This is a genomic window from Marinicella litoralis (assembly GCF_002591915.1).
Taxonomy (GTDB): Bacteria; Pseudomonadota; Gammaproteobacteria; order Xanthomonadales; family Marinicellaceae; genus Marinicella; species Marinicella litoralis.
The window spans coordinates 993,342-1,011,935 of sequence record NZ_NIHB01000001.1 but is presented as its reverse complement, the minus strand read 5'-3'; the positions used below and the strand labels follow the sequence as shown (position 1 = coordinate 1,011,935).

15 protein-coding genes are annotated in these 18,594 nt (G+C 43.5%); 4 read left to right on the top strand and 11 right to left on the bottom strand.

Annotation, left to right across the window (positions count from 1 at the left end):
- Positions 1-88: 88 nt before the first annotated feature.
- Positions 89-508 (bottom strand): alternative ribosome rescue aminoacyl-tRNA hydrolase ArfB, encoded by a 420-nt coding sequence (arfB, locus tag CCS90_RS04485; RefSeq protein WP_099018288.1) that lies wholly within the window; start codon positions 506-508, stop codon positions 89-91.
- 115 nt (positions 509-623) lie between these two features.
- On the opposite strand from arfB, the gene CCS90_RS04480 reads away from it, so the two are divergent.
- On the top strand, positions 624-1,853 hold the full coding sequence (locus tag CCS90_RS04480; RefSeq protein ID WP_099018287.1) for a cysteine desulfurase-like protein: 1,230 nt from the start codon (positions 624-626) through the stop codon (positions 1,851-1,853).
- Positions 1,854-1,912: 59 nt separating this feature from the next.
- On the opposite strand, the gene hrpA is transcribed toward CCS90_RS04480, so the two are convergent.
- The 7 genes from hrpA to petA form a co-directional block, all read right to left on the bottom strand.
- Positions 1,913-5,734, bottom strand: coding sequence for an ATP-dependent RNA helicase HrpA (hrpA, locus tag CCS90_RS04475; protein WP_099018286.1), 3,822 nt, complete (start codon positions 5,732-5,734; stop codon positions 1,913-1,915).
- 7 nt (positions 5,735-5,741) lie between these two features.
- Positions 5,742-6,929, bottom strand: a complete 1,188-nt coding sequence (locus tag CCS90_RS04470) for a mechanosensitive ion channel family protein (protein ID WP_099018285.1) — start codon at positions 6,927-6,929, stop codon at positions 5,742-5,744.
- A 6-nt stretch (positions 6,930-6,935) separates the two neighbouring features.
- Positions 6,936-7,343: a ClpXP protease specificity-enhancing factor gene (locus tag CCS90_RS04465; protein ID WP_162846807.1), complete on the bottom strand. Its 408-nt coding sequence runs from the start codon at positions 7,341-7,343 to the stop codon at positions 6,936-6,938.
- 7 nt (positions 7,344-7,350) lie between these two features.
- Entirely contained in the window at positions 7,351-7,983 is a 633-nt protein-coding gene (locus CCS90_RS04460) for a glutathione S-transferase N-terminal domain-containing protein (protein ID WP_099018283.1), read from the bottom strand.
- A 115-nt stretch (positions 7,984-8,098) separates the two neighbouring features.
- Positions 8,099-8,845 carry a cytochrome c1 gene (locus tag CCS90_RS04455; RefSeq protein ID WP_099018282.1) on the bottom strand — a complete coding sequence of 249 codons (747 nt, stop codon included), beginning with the start codon at positions 8,843-8,845 and terminating at the stop codon, positions 8,099-8,101.
- Complete coding sequence (locus tag CCS90_RS04450) at positions 8,845-10,083, bottom strand: cytochrome b (RefSeq protein ID WP_442757006.1); 1,239 nt, start codon at positions 10,081-10,083, stop codon at positions 8,845-8,847. The genes CCS90_RS04455 and CCS90_RS04450 overlap by 1 nt, the downstream gene beginning before the upstream one ends.
- A gap of 8 nt (positions 10,084-10,091) precedes the next feature.
- Complete coding sequence (gene petA, locus CCS90_RS04445; RefSeq protein WP_099018280.1) at positions 10,092-10,679, bottom strand: ubiquinol-cytochrome c reductase iron-sulfur subunit; 588 nt, start codon at positions 10,677-10,679, stop codon at positions 10,092-10,094.
- A gap of 285 nt (positions 10,680-10,964) precedes the next feature.
- Between petA and CCS90_RS04440 the strand changes: the two genes are divergently transcribed.
- The 3 genes from CCS90_RS04440 (at position 10,965) to CCS90_RS04430 (ending at position 14,860) form a co-directional block, all read left to right on the top strand.
- Positions 10,965-12,032, top strand: coding sequence for a S1C family serine protease (locus CCS90_RS04440; RefSeq protein WP_099018279.1), 1,068 nt, complete (start codon positions 10,965-10,967; stop codon positions 12,030-12,032).
- 191 nt (positions 12,033-12,223) lie between these two features.
- Positions 12,224-14,386, top strand: a complete 2,163-nt coding sequence (locus CCS90_RS04435; RefSeq protein ID WP_099018278.1) for a patatin-like phospholipase family protein — start codon at positions 12,224-12,226, stop codon at positions 14,384-14,386.
- A gap of 102 nt (positions 14,387-14,488) precedes the next feature.
- On the top strand, positions 14,489-14,860 hold the full coding sequence (locus tag CCS90_RS04430) for a hypothetical protein (protein WP_133566475.1): 372 nt from the start codon (positions 14,489-14,491) through the stop codon (positions 14,858-14,860).
- Between the two features lie 16 nt (positions 14,861-14,876).
- Here the strand turns inward: CCS90_RS04430 and ligA are convergent, their stop codons facing one another.
- From ligA to CCS90_RS04415, 3 genes are all read right to left on the bottom strand, one after another.
- Positions 14,877-16,895 (bottom strand): NAD-dependent DNA ligase LigA, encoded by a 2,019-nt coding sequence (gene ligA / locus CCS90_RS04425; RefSeq protein ID WP_099018276.1) that lies wholly within the window; start codon positions 16,893-16,895, stop codon positions 14,877-14,879.
- Positions 16,892-17,488 (bottom strand): cell division protein ZipA, encoded by a 597-nt coding sequence (locus tag CCS90_RS04420; RefSeq protein ID WP_211337029.1) that lies wholly within the window; start codon positions 17,486-17,488, stop codon positions 16,892-16,894. The genes ligA and CCS90_RS04420 overlap by 4 nt, the downstream gene beginning before the upstream one ends.
- Before the next feature lie 277 nt (positions 17,489-17,765).
- Positions 17,766-18,458: an SDR family NAD(P)-dependent oxidoreductase gene (locus CCS90_RS04415; protein WP_099018275.1), complete on the bottom strand. Its 693-nt coding sequence runs from the start codon at positions 18,456-18,458 to the stop codon at positions 17,766-17,768.
- Positions 18,459-18,594 lie beyond the last annotated feature (136 nt).

Sequence of the window (18,594 nt, the reverse complement as noted above, 5' to 3'; positions counted from 1 at the left end):
AAATGAACACTCATTTGAATTTCAAGTGTTTGTTTCTGCAGTTCAGAAGTCGTATTCAGCTGCGATGATTACAAGCAAAGTATGTGTTTCAATCATCACTGGCAACAGGCTTTCGCAGGTTTTTAGTATGACCCCTGCGTGTTTTTGCGTCCAAACGCTTTTTTTTCGATGCTTTGCTTGGGCGTGTGGCTTTGCGTTTCTTTGGTTGAACAACCGCTGAGAGAATGAGCTGTTTCAACCGATCCAAGGCATCTGCTTTATTTTTTTCTTGGGTTCTGAATTGCTGGGCTTTGATAATAATAACACCCTCTTTGCTGATGCGCTGATCGGATAACTTTAACAGCTGTTCTTTATAAAATTCCGGCAAGCTTGAATGCTCAATATCAAAACGCAAGTGAATCGCACTGGATACTTTATTGACATTCTGACCACCCGGACCTTGGGCTCTGATGGCTGTCAGCTCGATTTCCGAATCCGCTATTTGCACAGTATTGGAGATTATTAACATAGCAAAACATTATAATCTATGGCCAGAGCCACATGCCAGTCTGCTATTTTAACTCAGTTACATTTGCCCCAACCGAACAAGCCAATTAGAATGTATGCTTTTTGTGGATTACAACATGGACATTGATTGGGTCAGATCACAATTTCCGGTTTTTCAAAAAGACCAAGCTATGGTTTTTATGGACAATGCCGGTGGTTCACAAACAGTGCGGCATGCAATCGAGGCGATTGTTAAATACTTGACTGAATACGATGTGCAACTGGGTGCCAGTTATGCAACGTCAGCTGCCGCCACGAAACAACTGGAACAGGCCACCTTGGCGATCCAAACCTATGTCAATGCCAAGCGGACGGAAGAAGTGATTGTGGGTGCCAGCAGTACGTCTTTGATTCGTATTTTGAGTCTGTGTTTGGCCAAAGGCTGGCAAGCCGGTGATGAGGTGATCATCACCGATGTGGATCATGAAGCCAATCGAGCGGCCTGGGTAGATTTGCAACAACAAGGCATCGTTATCAAGACCTGGAAAATCAGGCCAGATACATTTGAACTTCACAGCGATGATCTGTTGGCATTGATGACAGAAAGAACCCAACTGGTTTGTTTTACCCATGTGTCGAATATCCTCGGAACAATCAATCCAATTACCGAATGGACCCAATTGATACACGACCACGGTGCCATGGCATGCGTTGATGGGGTGGCCTATGCGCCGCATCGCCTGATTGATGTGCAAGCTTGGGATGTGGATTTCTATTTTTTCAGCACCTACAAAACCTTCGGTCCACACCAAGGGGTGATGTACGGCAAGTTAAAAATATTGGATGCGTTACCTGGTTTCAATCACGCTTTTATTCAAACCACACCCTATAAATTCCAACCCGGCAATGTCAATTATGAGCTGTGTTATGCCATGGGTGGGGTGGTAAAGTATTTGTGTGAATTAGGTGCTGGGCATTCGGTGGCGGTGAATCGCGCTGATTTAAGCAAAGCCTATGACTGGATTGCTTTGCATGAAGCCACTTTGTTACAAAAGTTATTAGACTACTTAGCCACCGTGCCAGAAATTCGCATTGTCGGCATCAACAACAGTGCGGTCAATCAACGCGTTGCCACTTTATCAATGGTCCATGAATCACTGGCTTCAGATGCCATCGTTGAACATGTAGATCAACACCACATTGGTATTCGCTTCGGTGACTTTTATGCCGTGAAATTGATTGATCATTTAGGCTTGCGCGATAAACAAGGCGTGGTCAGAATCAGCCTGGCACATTACAACACGGCTGAAGAAGTGGATGCGCTGATCAAGGCACTGCATGAAATTTTTTGCGGTTCAAATGTCTAAAAACCTTTGGCTGGCATTTTATTATTGCCAACCAGGATTGCCTTACCGATGGCCCTGATTTACAGTTCTTTGAATGCTTGTTTAAGCCTTTTCACAGAGACCTTTTGTTTGGTACCCAAGCTCTGAGCAAACAGGGAAACACGCAATTCTTCCAGCAACATCAGAAAATCTTGGTGCGCTTCGGTGAATTCATCCACGAGGTCACAATGTTGATAAAACGGCTGACTCACTGCATTCAATTCTTTGAGTTTTTCAGCTTCTTTGGGTGGAGAATGCAGTGCACTTTCCAAGCGCATTGATAAACCTTTTAAAAATCGATGGTAGTGTTCCAGGTCAGTCAAGCGAATGTGATGTAGACAATCGGCATAGATTAAATAGTCCAGCTGGTATTGCATGTCTTCATAACTGGCTTCAGTCAACAAATCATATTTGGCTTCAACTTGTTGCCATAAGGTATACCACTGTTCGATCACTGGTGCCAACTTTTGGGCCCAGTCATAAGTTTCTTTGTACAGTTTTCGGCTCAATTGATCTGCCAGTTGATCAAATTCTTTTTGCATGCCCACCCATGGGTGAGCTGCGATTTGTTTTTCTAACAAGGCGTCAATCAATTCATCATTAAGTTTCAGGCCACTTTCCAAGGCATTCCAAGCCATTTCAGCTTTGAGGCTGATGTTGACTTTTTGTGCTTGTTTAATGATTTTCGGGTATTTGATTTTGAGCAATCTTTTGATGCCTTGTATGTGTTTCAATTCTGCTTGATGTTGGTTTTCAAACAGCCGCAAGCCGACTGCATTTTCTTGATCAACCACCGCTTGAAAAGCCAGTAATCCATTGTCTAATTGGACTTGTTGGTTCAACTCCCCAAAAACCCAATCGGTGGCACCATTGATTTTATTGGATTTTGATGCCGTTTTTTGAAAACTGCGATTGGCTTGTTGACTGAAATCATCCAACAAGGCATTGAAGTCGCGACCACTTTTCAACACTTGTTTGTTGTTGTCATAAACCACAAAACGAAACTTCAAATGATCGGCCAATTCTGTCGATTGCCAATCTTCAACTTGGGTCTGTAGTCCGTTTTTCTTAAACACCCGCTTGACCAGTTGTGGATAAAACGCTTGTGCATGATCCAGCTCATCACTGATGATTTCAGCATACTCCTTAATTGGAAACAAACCACGACGGATGTTTTTCGCCAAGCCTTTGATCAACATTTCAATTTTTTCAGGTAACAAACCTGGAACCAAATATTCAAAGTCGTTGGCATTCAATGCATTCAACCATGGCAATGCAATGTGCGCTGTCACCCCATCGGCATCGGTACCCGGCTGGAATTCATAGCTTAAATTTAATGTCAGCTTTCTGATGGTGATGGTTTCAGGAAACAGCTTAGCGCGATCGACTGGAGTTTTGCGCAGGTATAAATCCTCGTCACTGAACCGTAATTTTTCATCACCATGCTTTTCTACCCATTTTTTTAATTGGGGTTCAGAATAGATATTGGCTGGAATCACCGCATCGTACAAGTCATACAGCTTATTCGGGTCTATCAATAAATCTTTTTTTCTGTGTCGGTCTTCTTCGGCTTGTATGGATGCAATCAATTTGGCATTGTGGTGATAAAACCCTAATCGGGTATGCATCTGTTGTTCAACCAATCCCTGACTGATGAACAGTTTGCGTGATCCAGCTGGGTCTTTAGGACCATAATGGAAGGCTTGTTTTTCATTTAAAATCATGCCCAACAACACACTGCGTTGGTAGCCCATCACCGTGCCTTTTTTCTTTGACCAAAAAGGATCATAATGGGTTTTTTTGATGAGGTGCTGTCCCATCTCATTGATCCATTCGGCTTGCAGTTCTGCCACCATGCGAGCAAACACTTGACTGGTGTGCACAATTTGACCGGCCAATATCCATTTGGGCGCGCGACCATACAGTCCAGAGCCTGGAAAGATCATGAACTTTTTATTCCGTGTACCCAGGTATTCACGATCAGATTGGTGCATGCCTATGTGTGAAATAAAACCCGATAACAAAGCTTTGTGAAGCTGTTGGTAATTGGCTTCAGGATCTGAGATTGAATCGGTGATGCGCATTTTTTGTTGGCTGACCAATGAGGTCAACTGGCGGTTAACATCCTTCCATTCCATGTATCTTTTGATGGAAATAAAATTTTCGCGACACCATTGCTTGAATCCTTTGTTTTTCAGTTGGTTTCTTTTTTTATTCAGTTGTTGCCACAGGTTCAACAATGACATGAAATCTGATTTCTCATGAATGTATTTTTGATGGGCTTTGTCGGCGGCCTGTGACCACTCCAAAGGCCTCTCTCTGGGGTCTTGTAGCGACAAACCCGAGACGATCACCAAGATGTCTTTGAGACAGCCTAAATCATTGGCCATGATCAATATCCGTCCCAACTGCACATCGATTGGCAAGTGAGCCATCATCCGGCCGATTTGAGTCAATTGTTGCCCCTCATCCAAAGCTTGTAACTCAATCAATAACTGATAACCATCGTTGACCATTTTATAATCTGGCTGGTCAATGAATGGGAAATCGGTTAAATGACCCAAGCTCAGTACATGGGTTTGTAAAATCACCGAAGCCAATGATGTTCGCATGATTTCGGCGTCGGTATGCTCGGGTCGGCTGTCAAAATCCTGTTCACTGTATAAGCGGTAACAATGACCATCGGCAATCCGTCCACAACGACCCATGCGTTGATTGGCACTGTCTTGAGCAATGTCTTCTATCTGTAAGCCTTGAATTTTACTGCGTGATGAATAGCGACTGATTCTGGCCAAACCAGAATCAATCACATAATGAATGCGTGGCACCGTCAATGACGTTTCTGCCACATTGGTGGTCAATATCACCCGGCGTTTATCGCCAGGTTTAAAGATTTTCATTTGATCTGCGGCTGTCAATCGAGCATATAATTTGAGGATTTCCGTGTTCGGTAAATGTTTGCGTTTCAATTGATCGGCCGCTTCATTGATTTCCCGTTCGCCAGGTAAAAAAACCAAGACATCACCAACGCCACTGTGCGCATAAATTTCATCGATGGCACGGATGATCCCCTGATTCAATTCTAGGTTGTGTTCATCCAAAGGTCGATAATGTGCGGTGACTGGAAATGAACGGCCACTTACATTGATGATGGGAGCACCATCAAAGTGCTTGGAAAACTTTTCGGTATCAATGGTGGCTGATGTAATCACCACCTTAAGGTCTTTCCTTTTGGCAATCAGCTGTTTGATAAAACCCAGCAAGAAATCAATGTTTAAACTGCGCTCATGGGCCTCATCTATGATGATGGTGTCATAGTCAGTCAGCCATTTATCGCGTAAGGTTTGCTGCAGCAATATCCCATCCGTCATGAACCTAACATAGCCATTTTGACTGTATTTTTCATCAAACCTGACTTGGTAACCAATGGCTTGTCCCAAGGGGTTGTTGATTTCATCGGCCACCCTTTGGGCCACTGATTTGGCTGCAATCCTGCGTGGCTGGGTACAGGCAATTTGACCCGTTCGTCCCAATCCGGCTTGTAGGCAAATTTTAGGAATTTGCGTGGTTTTACCCGAACCAGTTTCACCCGCGATAATGGTGACTTGGTTGTTCTGAATGGTGGTTGAAATTTTTTCAGCTTGTTGACTGATTGGTAAATCAGCCTCCAGTTCAATTTCAGGCAGCGCGGACGCCCTGAGTTGACAAGCACTTTGCGATTTGCCTAAGGCATCCAATGCTTGACTGAGTCGTTGGGGGTTGTTTTTGGCTTTGCTGAGTAGATTTTTTAAGCGATGGAAGTCCTTGGCCAGTACATGGCCAGGCATTTGCTCAATCAATTTATCAATGTCGGCCTGCACCATTCAGCAATCATTCTGCCGCTGAATCAGAATGCGCTTTTTCAGGGTTGGGTTGACTTGGGAATTCTTTGATGTATACATCTTGTTTGGCATAAGGAATTTCAATACCTGCTGCATTGAATGCCTCATACACCTTCATGTGAAGCTCATGACTGATTCGACCACGCAGGACGGGTTGTGCAATCCACACCAACAATTCAAAATCCAATGAAGAGGCGCCAAATGCCCTGAATCTGACACGTGCTTCAGGTTCTTTAACCACGTCTGAATGGTTGTTGGCAACTTCCATCAATACCTGACACACCTGATTGGCATCGGTGCCATAAGCTGCACCCACTTTGATACGCAATCGGGTTTTTTCCCAACGGCCGGTACTTTCATTGATGATTTTGGCATTGCCGATGACATTATTTGGGATGGTGATTTCTACATCGTCTCGGGTTAATAAGCGGGTTGAGCGCATGCCCACATGAGTGACCATTCCGCGTTCGCCTGAATCTAAATTAACAAAATCACCTACTTTGTATGGCGTGTCTGCAATGATGAAAAAACCAGAAAATAAATTGGCCAAGGTGTCCTTGGCGGCGAAACCAACCGCTATACCAATCACACCTGCTGAGGCCAACCAGGCCGTGGGGTTGATGCCCCAAATAATCAACAAGGCGTATGAACCCATCGCAATCAACAGGATTTTACCAATCAAGTCAAACAACGGGATGGTTTTGGGCTGTATCATTTCATACTTGCCCTTGAATTTTGAAAGCGTACCTAACAATAAGTTCAGCACTTTAAAACCGCGCATCATCCAGGTAAATGCGAGAATGGAAGCCAGTATCCTGATCAAAGAACTTTCTATGCCTGACGCCAAGCCAACGGTTTTGATGGCCATACCCAAAAAGAAAAAGAACAGGGTTAAGAACAACGGCCTTTTAAGAATTAGGATCAATTGGTCATCGACATGACTCTGGGTTCTTTTGGTGATTTGGCTCAGGCTTTTGCTGATAATAACCACACCTATTTTTGCCACCAAATAACCAAGTACGACCAGCAAAATAAAACCCAAAAAAGGAATGCTTTGTACTTTTTCCCAGTACGGTTGCCAAGTTTCAGGTAAGTAGGAGGAAAAATTATTGATGGCTAAAGTGACATCACTGACAGGTTCAGCGGCAGTATCGGTGGCAGTTTCTTTTGTTTGCATGGTATTTTAATCCACCAATTTCAAATGTGGCTTTTTGATTTTACTGTCTGCGGTTTCATCATGTTCTTTACTGGCCTCAGCGGTTTCATCCTCATCCAAGTCTTCATGCTCCACATCAAACATCATGCCTTTGCCATTTTCCCTGGCATATATCGCTGAAATAGATTCCATAGGAATGATGATGGCATGTGAAATGCCAGAAAATCTGGCATTGACTGTCAACAACTCATCATCCATTTGTAAGTTTTGTGTGGCATCATAAGAAACATTCAGCACCACTTTACCGTCTTCAATCACATGTTCGGGAACACGGACACCTTGGTATGCAGCATCAACCACAACCAAAGGTGTCAAACCATTGTCCGTAATCCATTCATGCAAAGCTTGCACAAAGTACGGTTTTACTGATGTCATGTCTGGATCAAAAATCAAATCTATATTCTCTTTCAGCTTCTGTGATGCTTTTCTTAAAACCTTTGCTTTGGAACATGCGATGTGCATAGTTACGTAATGACTTGGGCAGTGATTCCCAATCCATACCATAGTGCTCTAAGCGCCACAAAAAAGGAACCAAGTTGGTATCGACCAAAGTCATGTCAGAATTCATGAAATACGGATTCTCACTGAACAATGATTCTGCCGCAGTCAGCTCGGCCGCCAATGCTTTGACTGCCGCTACCTTGGCTTCACCAACCGCATTCTCAATCTTATTGACGTACTGGAACCAACCGTTTTCCAAACGGTACACGGTAAACCTTAGTCTGGCACGGGTCATTGGATCAGGTGGCATCAAAGGTGGATGAGGATACCGCTCGTCCAAATATTCGGTGATCACATTGACCCCATACAAATGCATGTCTCGATCAACCAAAGTCGGAATTTCTAACTCTGGGTTGTTGGCCAATAAGTCTTCAGGAGGATCATTCCGGTCTACAGAAATAATTTTGCAATTGATACTCTTAGTTGCCAAAAGAAATCTGATTCGATGTGAATCAAAAGCTTCTGTTTCTGAGTAAATGGTTATAACTGACCTTCCTCGTTCAATAATAGACACCTAATTTTTCTCCTTTGTTACAAAGTTAAAAAGGGCTTTTGCAATACGAATCTGCAAAAACCCTTCATTTTATCAAATTTTGACCTTTTTGTTAACATGAACAAAATTTCGCCATTTAATGTATGTCCCTGAAGTAATTAACCTTCAGCATATAAGCCAAAAATGTGAACAGTGAGACAAACAACAACACCCATGGGGCATATGCCATTCGAATCAATTGAGCAGGTTCAGATGAATAATCTAAAAAGTTCACCAAATCACGTGCCAAATCTTTGTATTCTTTTTCGCTCAATAAGCCAGCTTGTACTGTTTCAAAACCTTTGAATTCCTTATGCTCATTGCCTTCTTCATCCGTGTGCATTTCAAAATTGGCAGTTCTGATGCCTTGCAATTCCCACAAAATGTGAGGCATGCCCGCATTTTCAAAAGTTAAATTATTCCAGCCGCTGGGCCTGGTTGGATCAACATAAAAGTTGATTAAGAAATTAAACAACCAATCAACACCACGTGCTTTGGCGATCACCGTTAAATCTGGCGCAACTGCCTTATTGAACCAAGCTGAACTTTGTTCAGGGGTCATGGCGATGACCATCTTATCACTGAATTTGGCATCAGTCAGAACCAAACCATTCATCATCTCATCTTCAGTCAAACCCAAATCTTCTGCGACTCGGTTGTACCGTTGGTATGCCATTGAGTGACAACCCATACAATAATTCATGTATGTTTTGGCACCGTTTCGCAAAGAATCAACTGATCGAATGTTGGTGTGGGCTTTTTCACCCACTGCGCCACCACCACCTGCGGCCGAAACCCAAGATGTGGTCATCAAACTAATCAATATAAATACAATCTTTTTCATCAGTGGTCCTCTATTCTCTCTGGAACTTCATGATACTTTTCATTTCTGCTGTAAAAGAACAGCCAAGCAAAGTAGAAGAAATAAAACGCCGTCAACACTTGGGCCATCAACTTATACAGCTCAGTGGCTCCTTGCATGCCTAACCAGCCCAGGATAACAAATGTCACAGCAAATAAGCTCAACATCACTTTGAAAGGCCATCTTCTGTAACGGATTGATTTAACTGGCGAACGATCTAACCAAGGTAAGAAGAACAACACAACAATTGCCAACAACATAATCAGCGCACCCAACTGCATGTCAGGAACGGCGCGCAACATGGCATAAAATGGTGTGAAATACCAAACTGGTTTGATGTGTTCTGGCGTAACCGCAGGGTTGGCAGGAACGTAATTATCATGCTCCAGGAATAAACCACCCATGTCTGGTTTAACAAAGACAATGAACAAGAATATCAATAAGAACATACCTACACCGAAAATATCTTTAACCGTGTAGTAAGGATGGAATGGAATGCCGTCTAATGGTTTGCCGTTTTCATCTTTGTGTTTTTTGATGTCTACGCCTTCAGGGTTGTTAGAACCCACCGTATGCAAAGCAGCAATGTGCAGCACCACCAAGGCAACAATGGCCAAAGGTAAAGCCACCACATGTAATGCAAAGAAGCGGTTCAATGTGGCATCAGAAATCAAGTAGTCTCCTCGCACCCATTCAACCAAGCTGTCACCAATCCATGGCACTGCACCAAACAATTGTGTGATTACTTTGGCACCCCAATATGACATATTACCCCAAGGTAATACATAACCCAAGAAGGCTTCAGCCATCAGGACAAGGTAAATGATCATACCGAAAATCCACACCAATTCTCTCGGTTTTTTGTATGAGCCATACAATAAACCTCGGAACATGTGGAAGTAGATAACGATAAAGAATGCCGAAGCACCTGTGGTGTGAAGGTATCGAATCAACCATCCCCAAGGCACATCACGCATGATGTATTCAACCATGCCGAAAGCCTGTGCAGCATCTGGCTTGTAGTGCATGGTTAACCAAATACCAGTCAAAATTTGATTGACCAATACCAATAATGCCAACGATCCGAAGAAATACCAGAAGTTGAAGTTTTTTGGTGCGTAATACTCAGACAGGTGGTCTTTATAAAATTGAGTGACTGGCAGTCTGGCATTCAACCAACCCATAAAACCAGCACCATTTTTTTGGCTTGAACTTGCGATTTTACCCATTATACTTGCCCCCCGTCATTACCAATTTCAATGGTATTTTCATCTAAATATGTGTAAGGAGGTACGTCCAAGTTGCGACTGGCTGGCGATCCATCAAATACACGGCCAGAAATATCAAAACGTGAGCTGTGACAAGGACAGAAAAATCCACCTTTCCATTCTGTGTCAAACTGTTGAGGCACCAAATCTGGGTAGTATTTAGGCGAACAACCCAAATGTGTACAAATTCCCACTACCACCAAAAAGTTATTTTTTCTGGCACGGTAAATGTTGTCGATGTATTCAGGTTGAACACTGGACTCTGAATTTGGATCCTTTAATTTATCATTTAATGATTCCAACACAGCCGTTTGTTTTTCAGTTCTGTTAACCAAAAACACCGGTTGGCCGCGCCACAATACATTCAGCATTTGGCCTGGCTCGACTTTAGAAATATCGGCTTTTACTGGTCCACCAGCAGCTTTGGCTCGCTCAGATGGCAGCCAAGATTTTAAAAATGGTACGGCTGCAAATCCTGCTCCAACCACGCCGACTGCGCCGGTGCTTAGCAACAAAGTGCGACGACCCTTATTGACATTATCAGTCATTGAATTAACCCCTAATGAATAAAATCTCATGAGCAGATATCGCCCACAAAGTAAATCTATTAATAAACCGGCGCAATTTTACAAGATTTTAATGTTTTTTCATAGCCAAGCTGAAATTTATTCTTTAAATACAAATCCACTAGATGCCAAGGAGGGGTTCATCTGCACAGATTTTTCCATTCTCATGCCAATCTAATCAAACAAAGTCGACTGATAAATAATAAAGACAACAGAAATTTAATGCCAACTTAACTACAATAGAGGCTTTGCTGTAAGAACCTGTTCATGAAAGATTATTTGATGTTTATTGCTCGTTATGTCGTCATTGGTTTGGCCATTGGATTCTTATACCTGATGTTTTTCACATCAACCAAACCAGCCAGAAACAGTCCCACTGCAGCCACATTTTCATATGCACCAGCGATCGACAAGATCAATCCTTCGGTAGTCAGCATTTACACCCAAAGCATAGAACGCAACAACTCACCAAATAGCAGTATATCGCCCAGAGCGCCTTACACCACGCGAAACTTTTTGGGCGCTGGGGTGATCGTATCTTCCAATGGACACATTGCCACCAACAACCACGTGATTAAAAATGCATCGAGAGTGATGGTTTACTTGTGGAACAATGAAGCTTATGAAGCCAGTTTTGTTGGTGAAGATTCTCTGACTGATTTGGCGGTGATTAAAATCGATGGTGAAAATCTGGTACCAGCAGATTTTGCTGACAGTGACCTGGTCAACACCGGTGATGTGGTGTTGGCCGTTGGCAATCCTTTTGGGTTGAATCAAAGTGCCTCATTGGGCATAGTCAGTGCCACTGGTCGGCGCGGACTGACTGAAAGTCGTTTAGAAAATTTCATTCAAACCGATGCGGCCATTAACTTGGGGAACTCGGGCGGTGCTTTGATTAACCCGCTGGGACAAGTGGTTGGAATCAGTACCGCCAGTTACACCCAAATGGGCGCCGACGGCATTAATTTTGCCATCCCATCAAACACCACCGTTCAAATCATCAATGCCATCATAGAGCACGGGCGGGTGATTCGTGGCTGGTTGGGTATTTATGTCGTACCTGAAACGGCGCATGTGATTTACAACATTCCCAAACCGAAAAATGGCATTGTGGTATCAAGGGTGCAAGAGCATGGACCTGCCCACCGTGCCAATTTGAAGTCTATGGATGTCATCACCCACCTCAATGACAAACCAGTCGACTCATTTGAAGAATACAAACAATTGCTGCTCTCACACACCATAGGTGATGAAATCAAATTAACCGGATACGACCAATCTGGACCATTTGAAAAAACCATGACCACCGAATTACCACCTAAGGTGCCTCAATAAATTTTGATCACCTGACAATGGTTCAATGATAACGGGGCTTGGTTGCTTCCAAGCCCGAAATCTACAATTTCGCATCTATTTTTAAGGAAATAGTTCACATTTCATGCTTTGATTGATGGTTTTATGTCGCAACATTGATTAAAATTTTAAAGGTGTGTCCAAATTAATTCACTGAAGTCAAAAAAGGGACGATGAAAATCAATTTAATCAAAAGTTTAATAGGCTGCTCACTTTTAGTGATTTCAGTCGCAGCAGCCTGCAAACCCAGACCCAAAATTGGCTTGGCCTTATCAGGTGGTGGGGCTCGCGGTATGACACATGTCGGGGTTTTGAAAGCCTTGGAAGAAAAGCGCATTCCAATTGACTACATTGCCGGCACCTCTATGGGCAGCATTGTTGGCGGTCTTTATGCCACAGGCATGAGCCCTGAAGATTTGGAATGGGCCATCAAGTCTGTTGATTGGAACAATGCATTGAATCCAGCCAACAAACGAAAATTAAAAAATTACCGGCAAAAACAAGAAGAAAAAGATTATTTTGCTGATATTGAGATTGGCATATCAAGAGAGGGTGCCAAATCCGGTACCGGCTTAGTTGGTGACCACAAAGTCATGCTGGAGTTACAACGTTTGGTGGGTTCATTCAACGAACAAGATTTTTCGCAATTTCCAATCCCATTTCGCGCAGTGACCACTGACTTAAATGCCGGCGAACCTTATGTCATTGACCATGGTGACTTGGCCATGGCCATGCGTGCCTCAATGGCCGTACCTTTGGTTTTTGGCCCGGTCAAACACCAAGACCGCATGTTGGTTGATGGGGGTATTCTCAATAATTTACCCGTTGATGTGGTAAAAAGTATGGGTGCTGACATTGTCATCGCGGTTAACATTTCATCACCATTGGCGTCAGTGGACGAAAATTCATCGGTGGTGGCTGTGACTTATCAAAGTGTCGATGTGGCATTGGTACAAAACACCAAACAATCATTGAAGATGGCTGATATTGTGATTCAGCCAGCGCTGAAAGGCATCGATGCTTCGATGTTCAATGAAGCCGCCGCCATGATCAATGATGGGTATTTATCGACTTATCAATTGTCGGAAGAGTTGATGTCATTGAGCCTGCCAGAAAATGATTACATCACACACCTCGAAAGCCGCAACTTTTTACCCAGAGACATTCCCAGCCGCATCAGATTCGTCAGCTTTTCCGGCAACCAAAGAACCGCCACTGAAAGATTAACCTCCCGAGCCAATCAAATCATTGGCGAAGAGTTTAACATTGCATTGGTACAAGATTTGGTCGATCAAATTGTGTCGACTGAAGAAGACATTCAGGTCATTACCTACAGCGTTGAATCCAATGCAGAAGGCAAAGGCATTGCATTTAAAGTCAAAGAAAAACAATGGGGACCAGATTATTTAAAATTTGGGCTTAAGGTGGCCGATGACTTTGATTCAAACACCCGCATTTCATTGCTGGTCAGACACCATCGATACAACATCAACACCAAAGGAGGCCATTGGGTCAACGACCTCAGTGTGGGCTCTGTGCTGTCGTGGCAGTCAGAACTCTACCAACCTTTGGACTTTGAGAATAAGTTCTTCGCCACGGCCAACATCGATACGGTCAAAGACACCCGACGTTTTTATCAGGGTATTGACGCCATTGGAGAATACGACCACAAAAAATTTGGCTTTGGCCTTAACTTAGGTTACAACCCAAACATCTACAGTGAATTTCGAGCTGGCTTATGGTATCGCGACGAAAGTGTGGTCCCAGTGATTAACAATTTAGACTTTGAAACTGCCATCAACCGCACCGCAGGCTTATTGCTTAACTATGGTTTTGACACCTTAGAGAAAACCATCGCGCCTCGTTTTGGTTATGACATCAATGCAGAAGTGGGTATTTTTGACCGGGTTCAATACGTGAGTTTTGATGGCTACAGGCGCTTCCCATTTTTTGATCAATCGGCTGCGCACCTGAGGTTGAAATTTGATTTCACTGATTTAGTCAGTAACAACGAATACTTCAAAGCCTATGGAGGTGTTGATGATTTTGCTGGCTACCCAACCCATTCCTTGCTTGGGTTGAATGCATTTTTACTCGAATTGGGCTGGTTCACACCATTGACCCCGATTGATTTGCCTATTATTGGTATACCAGATTTGACGGTCAAAACCCACTGGGGCAATGTTTGGCAAAGAAACATCAACATTGAAAACATGATCTATGGCTTTTCCGCCGGCATCTCTTTTGACATCCAAGACACCGTCATGTTCTTAGGTACTGGCTACAGTCATGATGGTGAGGCCAGATTTTATCTGCGCCTGGGTACGGGTTTTTAAGTCATTTTGCCGCATTTTTATCACATTTAATTAACTTTTCCTTTCTGATATTCAAACAAGTCAGTTGTTATCATGGGTCTCAGTCAACCCGAAATGAGAAACATGAACAATTTTAAACCACCCAAAACCCATCTACTGGGTTTGGTTGTTTGCGCGACCGCTATAAATCCAGCACAAGCTGTTACCCCTGTATTGGATGGTTATGCCTATATCATCAACAGCACAGTGGTCATCGACTTTGACAATCAAATCATCAATTTCGACAGCAACATGAATAATTGCCAACAAGCCAACGGCCAACCACCGATCGACACCTCAGTGATTGCATTAACCAGCAACCAAGAAATCATCGGATTAAACAGCATGACCTATAACGTCAAACAAGGCGTGATCTATTTCTTCAGCGAAACGTCAGACATCATATGTAGCAATGGTATTTATGTCGATACCCTGTTCGAAGAAGGGTTTGACTAGGCGAGAAAAATAAAGGTTATTGAGACAACAACCAAGCTTCATCGACGATTTTAACTTTGTGTTGTTCTGCCTTGACGCGTTTTGAACCTGCGTTTGCACCGGCCACCAATAAGTCGGTTTTGGCCGAGACTGAACCGGTGACTTTGGCCCCCAAATCCAATAATTTTTGCTTCGCTTCACTGCGTGTCATTGCGCTTAAGGTGCCGGTTAATACCACTGTTTTACCGGCCAAAGGCAACTGGTCTGCAGATTTTTGTTCAATCGCAGGCCATTCAATGCCGGCGTCACACAAAGCTTTAATCACTGATAAATTTCTGGAGTTATCGAAGTACTGAGTGATTCTATTGGCCACCACTTCTCCCACATCAGGCAATAAAATCAAAGCCTCATGATCCGATGCCATGATGGCATCCAATGTTCGCAAATGATTGGCCAGGGTCAATGCGGTGGCTTCTCCCACCTCCCTGATACCCAAGGAATAAATAAATCGTGCCAAGGTGGTTTGCTTGCTTTTGTTGATACCCGCCAACAAATTTTCTGCTGACTTTTGGGCCATCCTTGCAAGACCAGCGACTTGGGCTTCAGTCAAATGATATAAATCAGCTGGGTTGCTGATCAGCCCAGCATCGACCAATTGTTCTACCAATTTATCGCCCAAACCATCAATGTCCATGCCTTTTCTGGAGGCAAAGTGCTTGATGCCCTCTTTTAATTGTGCGTCACAACTTAAACCGGCTGGACAGCGCAACACCGCTTCTCCTGGTATTCGGTGCAGCTCACTTTGACAAACTGGGCACTGTGTAGGCATTTCAAATGGCTGGGTGCCTTCTGGCCGTTTGGCTTTGACCACTTTGACCACCTCAGGTATCACATCACCAGCCCTTCTGACAAACACCGTGTCACCTGCCCTGACATCTTTGCGTCGGATTTCATCTTCATTGTGCAAAGTGGCATTGGTCACAGTGACTCCACCAACATTGACTGGTTTCAACCTAGCAACCGGTGTGATGCTGCCAGTTCGACCCACTTGAACTTCAATATTTTCCACCAAGGTGGTGGCCTCTTCAGCCGGAAATTTATGTGCGGTGGCCCAGCGGGGCGCTTTGGTGACAAATCCCAGGGTATGCTGCCAGCCCAAGTCATCGACTTTATAGACCACCCCATCGATATCAAAATTCAAGCCACTGCGCTGTGAACCAATCTGCTGGTAATAATCCATGCATCCTTTGACGCCGTCAACCACCGTTGACAGGTAATTAACTGGCAAGCCTAAATCTTTCAACCACAACAACACATCACTGTGTTTCTCATGTCGATGTTGCGGCACCACTTCCCCAATGGAATAGGCATAAAAGGCCAAAGGTCTTTTGGCTGTTTTCCGCGGATCCAACTGACGCAATGAACCCGCTGCTGCATTCCTGGGGTTGGCAAAAACTTTTTCATCATAAGCCAAAGCCCATTGGTTGTATTGTTCGAATCCATCCCTGGGCATAACCACTTCGCCCCTGACTTCCAACACCGCCGGAAAATCATCACCTCTGAGCACCAATGGTATGGATTGAATGGTTTTTACATTGGCAGTGATGTCTTCACCGATACGGCCATCACCCCTGGTGGCGGCTTGAACCATTTGACCCTTTTCATACCTGATGCTGACGGCAAGCCCATCCAACTTGGGCTCGGCTGAGTATGAAATGTCATTGGATACTGCCACATGCTTTTCCAACACTTTCCTGATTCTTTGGTCAAAATCCAACAACTCTTCTTCACTGAATACATTGCCTAAGGACAACATCGGTAAGGCATGTTTAATCTGCTTGAATTTTTTTAATGGTTGATCCGCCACACGTTGGGTCGGTGAATCCGCAGTAATCCAATTTGGGTGTTGCGCTTCTATACCAAGCAGCGCTTGATACATTTGATCATATTCCTGATCGGCAACCTGAGGTTCGTCAAGCACATAGTAATGATAGGCGAGCTCGTTTAATTGGATTTTCAGTTGATCATACTCAGGACGAGTATATGTTTTTTTCATGATAGGCTGTTTTCAAAGGTCCTCATCTCTTCGCGCATGGATGCAATTCTTTGGCGCGAAAAAGCACTGTGGTTTTCATCGGTTAATGAGCCGTCAAGTAACTCTTCCATGCGTTTGGCAACAGGAAACATGGTGTCCCATAAATCCAAAGCATTCATCTCGCCAGGTAAGGTCATGATAAAAACCAATCCAGTGGTTCTCAAATCCGGGTCAAACACACCTGGTTTCAACATATTGGCAACCAAGAACAAGGCTTTTTTATCTGAACCTAAACGGCGATAACGGTAAAACAAATGGTCATCACCGTACTCCAAACCTGCTTTGGCAGCCGAATCTTTGATTTGATGCCAATCGAATTGTAAGCCGTCTTTGGCATGGAGGAAAAGGGTAATGATTTTTTTCTCAGTGGTCACCCTGCCATCATTGCTTGGATCTATTTCTGGTTCCGTCTGAAGTTCTGGTTCGATTTGAAACAATTCATCCTCATCGATTGCTTCACGGGTGTGTTTGGGTTTGGTGCCAAAATAATACATCAGTGCCAATACAATCAGACCAACAACCACCAATAATATTCTTAATTCTAATGCAGACACGTTTACCAGCTTGTTCCTTTGAATGACAAGTGAATCATACAAAAACCATGGGCAGACTGCAAGACATAGAAGGTGACGTTTTTTTGTAACTGCCGATGCAAGATGACACAAGCAACACGGTATGGCTGTGATAAAAAGAAAAAAAACGGTTTTTCAACCCACTTACCAACTGTTTTGATTGACTTTTTGTTGACCAGCTCTCATTAAAAAGGACTGATTTAAAGTCTATACAAACACTCATGACTCTGTCAGTAGCGACTTGAAAGCCTGTTTTTATTCAGCTGATTTGGTCGGACAAGGCCGTTATATACAAATCTGCCACATCCAAGGGTTTGGCCAATGTCTCTGGATTTTCGGCCGGCCAAGCTTTGGCGCGCAACTGGGTATGCATCGGTGGCGGTGTGATGGTCGCAACATGAACCCCTTGGTTTTCACATTCTTGAGCAAGGATTTTGGCAAATTGTTCGATCGCTGCTTTGCCCACACCATATTGGCCCCAATAGGCTTTGGCTGTGGTTTGTTGATTGTCAGATGTGAACAAGATTGATCCTTTGCTTTTTAAAATCAAAGGCAACAAGGATTGGGTTAAAAATATCGGTGAATTGACATTAACCTGCATTTCTTTTAACCACCTGGAAGCTTCGTACAACAAAAACGGCGTTAAACTACCAAACTCAGCTGCGGTGTGAATCAAACCATCAAGTTGTCCAAAGTGCTCTTTGATTTGCTTCGACAACTGTAAATAATCGTTGGGTGTGGCACCCACTAAATTCATTGGATACATCACTGGTTCAGGCAAATCCCGTTTCACCAATTCGTCACATAATTTATCCAAGGCCTTGGGATTTTTATCACTGATGATTAAATTGGCGTTTTGCTGCGATAATCGCAAAGCAATCGCTGACCCCAGACCACCACAAGCACCAGTTAAAAAAACTGTTTTATTCGCTAGTTTTTGATTGTTTTCCATGATTTATAACTGTTGCACACAATTTTGATGGCAGAATTCTATCAGCTTCAACTGCAAATAAACACAGATTTTCCCAATCAACTGGCATGTGAGTTGAAATAACACCGAATAAAAACCAAATCGAATAATCGTTACA

What these genes read in the sequence shown, in the direction of transcription:
- CCS90_RS04430 (WP_133566475.1), top strand. Translation starts at nt 14,489, where the DNA reads ATGAACAATTTTAAACCACCCAAAACCCATCTACTGGGTTTGGTTGTT.
- CCS90_RS04480 (WP_099018287.1), top strand. Translation starts at nt 624, where the DNA reads ATGGACATTGATTGGGTCAGATCACAATTTCCGGTTTTTCAAAAAGAC.
- CCS90_RS04470 (WP_099018285.1), bottom strand. Translation starts at nt 6,929, where the DNA reads ATGCAAACAAAAGAAACTGCCACCGATACTGCCGCTGAACCTGTCAGT.
- ligA (WP_099018276.1), bottom strand. Translation starts at nt 16,895, where the DNA reads ATGAAAAAAACATATACTCGTCCTGAGTATGATCAACTGAAAATCCAA.
- CCS90_RS04455 (WP_099018282.1), bottom strand. Translation starts at nt 8,845, where the DNA reads ATGAAAAAGATTGTATTTATATTGATTAGTTTGATGACCACATCTTGG.
- petA (WP_099018280.1), bottom strand. Translation starts at nt 10,679, where the DNA reads ATGACTGATAATGTCAATAAGGGTCGTCGCACTTTGTTGCTAAGCACC.
- CCS90_RS04415 (WP_099018275.1), bottom strand. Translation starts at nt 18,458, where the DNA reads ATGGAAAACAATCAAAAACTAGCGAATAAAACAGTTTTTTTAACTGGT.
- CCS90_RS04465 (WP_162846807.1), bottom strand. Translation starts at nt 7,343, where the DNA reads ATGACATCAGTAAAACCGTACTTTGTGCAAGCTTTGCATGAATGGATT.
- CCS90_RS04435 (WP_099018278.1), top strand. Translation starts at nt 12,224, where the DNA reads ATGAAAATCAATTTAATCAAAAGTTTAATAGGCTGCTCACTTTTAGTG.
- arfB (WP_099018288.1), bottom strand. Translation starts at nt 508, where the DNA reads ATGTTAATAATCTCCAATACTGTGCAAATAGCGGATTCGGAAATCGAG.
- hrpA (WP_099018286.1), bottom strand. Translation starts at nt 5,734, where the DNA reads ATGGTGCAGGCCGACATTGATAAATTGATTGAGCAAATGCCTGGCCAT.
- CCS90_RS04440 (WP_099018279.1), top strand. Translation starts at nt 10,965, where the DNA reads ATGAAAGATTATTTGATGTTTATTGCTCGTTATGTCGTCATTGGTTTG.